The sequence below is a fragment of the Thermogemmatispora sp. genome (genome assembly GCF_019683755.1).
Lineage (GTDB): Bacteria > Chloroflexota > Ktedonobacteria > Ktedonobacterales > Ktedonobacteraceae > Thermogemmatispora.
In genome coordinates this window covers 1-2,216 of the sequence record NZ_JADGHT010000522.1, presented here as the reverse complement: position 1 = coordinate 2,216, position 2,216 = coordinate 1, and the positions used below count along the sequence as shown (strand labels likewise).

Sequence of the window (2,216 nt, the reverse complement as noted above, 5' to 3'; positions counted from 1 at the left end):
TTGTCGGTGCTGGTACTGGTGACCTTCATTCGTGATATCCCTTCCGAGCTGCATGAGGCAATGCGCCTGGATGGAGCCAGCCATCTGCAGATTCTCTGGCGGCTCGTCATTCCACTCTCGCGCCCGGCCTTGATCACGGTAACCATCTATGAGTCAATCCAGGTCTGGAATGGCTTTCTCTTCCCGCTGGTGCTGACTCAAAGCCCGGAGGTGCGGGTGTTGCCGCTTGCCTTGTGGAGCTTCCAGGGACAGTATGCGGCTGACGTGCCGGCCATTATGGCGGCGGTCTTCCTCTCGGCTGTCCCGATGCTCTTGCTCTACATCTTCGGTCGGCGGCAGTTGCTGACGGGCTTGCTGGCCGGTTTCAGCCGTTGAAGCGGCCTGACAACTAACGGGGCGGCAATCGCAGGGTAGCGCTGCCGCTCCGGGGAGCCGTGGCCAGGCAATGCCACCGTCTTGTCTACCAGGGTGGAAGCCATAGGCGCGGGGCGTGGAAAGAAAAGGAAATACAAGGGCGAGGTAGCCAGGGCGGTGGCTGGCACTGCGCGGTTCGCTACAACCATGAAAACGGGAAAGGATAGCATGACATCAGGTATGCTCACTACGCAGGGGTCACAGATTGTCAATGCAGAGGGCCAGCCCGTAATCTTGCGCGGCGTCGGGCTGGGTGGCTGGATGAACATGGAGAACTTCATTACCGGCTATCCGGCCAATGAGGAGGCGCAGCGTGAAGCCTTATACAAGGTGCTCGGCCCGGAGAAATATCGTTTCTTCTTCGATCGTTTCCTGGAGTACTTCTTCGGTCCTGAAGATGCGCGCTTCATCGCCTCTCTAGGTCTGAATCTCGTGCGCATTCCGATCAACTATCGTCACTTTGAGTCGGATATGGAGCCCTTTGTGATCAAAGAGGAGGGCTTCCAGCATCTGGATCGTGTAATCAATCTCTGCGCAGAGCAGAAAATTTACACCATTATCGATCTGCATGCTCTGCCGGGGTACCAAAACCAGGATTGGCATAGCGATAATCCGACACATAAGGCACTATTCTGGAAGCATCGTCATTTCCAGGACCGAACGGTACATCTCTGGCAGGCTCTTGCCAGCCACTATCGTGATCATCCCTGGGTGGCGGGCTACAATCCGATGAACGAGCCTGGCGACCCCACGGGCGAGCTGATCGAGCCGTTCTATCGCCGCCTCTATGAGGCTATTCGTGAAGTTGACCCCAACCACATCATCTTTTTCGACGGGAACCGCTATTCACAAGAGTTTCATATGTTCCATGAGGTCTGGCCCAACACGGTCTTCACGGCCCATGACTATGCTGAGCCAGGCTTCATCTATGGCGGTCCCTATCCAGGCTACACCGATGGCCAATACTTTGATGCCAGGGTTCTCGAAGAGGTCTTTCTGAAGCGCACCGCCTTTATGCGTGAGAAGGGCAGCCCGATCTGGATCGGTGAATTTGGTCCTGTCTATCGAGGCGAGCCGGAAGCCGATGCCATGCGCTACCAACTGCTACGCGATCAGTTGGATATCTACCATCGTCATGGTGTGAGCTGGGCAATCTGGACCTACAAAGATATCGGCCTGCAGGGGCTGGTCTATACCGCACCTGATTCGCCCTGGAACGAGCTGTTAGGCCCATTCCTGGAGAAAAAGGCTCGCCTTGGCGTCGATACCTGGGGAACCCTGGATACGCAGATTCGCCATATCATGCAGCCGCTGGAGGAGACCTTTGCGCGTGAGTTCCCTCACTATACTCCTTTCCCGTTTGGGGCGGGCTGGCTCATTCGCCGACTGGTGCGCCATATTTTGCTAGCGGAGCCGCTGCTTGAGGAATTCGCGGCGCTCTTTGCTGGTTTAAGCGAGGAGGAGCTTGATCGCCTGTTGCAGTCCTTCCGCTTCGAACAGTGTCTGCAGCGTGAACCGCTCAATGAGATTCTTAAGGAGTATGCCCGGCGATGATTGCCTGCTAGCAGACGCTCAGCGCCAGTAGATAGGTAGGCCAACAGAATGTCTGGGATATGGCGGTGCTCGTGCTTGAGCCGAGCAGATTTCTCCCCCTTTTGAGCACCGCGGTACCCGACCCTGGCTCCCTTTCCTCGAGAGCCGGTGAGGCTCTCGCACTAGCCTCCCTGTCCCCGGGAGGAGCGGCGGGCGGTTGCCAAGCCTCTGGTGGCTTTGGAGCCCCCCCCCCGGCGAAAAATGGTGAA

2 protein-coding genes are annotated in these 2,216 nt (G+C 57.1%); both read left to right on the top strand.

Annotated features, from left to right (window positions below; translation table 11 throughout):
- Window positions 1-375 (top strand): ABC transporter permease subunit (locus IRZ24_RS19560; RefSeq protein ID WP_297168237.1); only part of this gene is annotated, 375 nt, incomplete at its 5' end.
- Window positions 376-582: 207 nt separating this feature from the next.
- Complete coding sequence (locus tag IRZ24_RS19555; protein ID WP_297168234.1) at window positions 583-1,968, top strand: cellulase family glycosylhydrolase; 1,386 nt, start codon at window positions 583-585, stop codon at window positions 1,966-1,968.
- Window positions 1,969-2,216 lie beyond the last annotated feature (248 nt).

Excerpts from the sequence above, each read along its gene's own strand:
- IRZ24_RS19555 (WP_297168234.1), top strand. The coding sequence starts at position 583 with ATGACATCAGGTATGCTCACTACGCAGGGGTCACAGATTGTCAATGCA.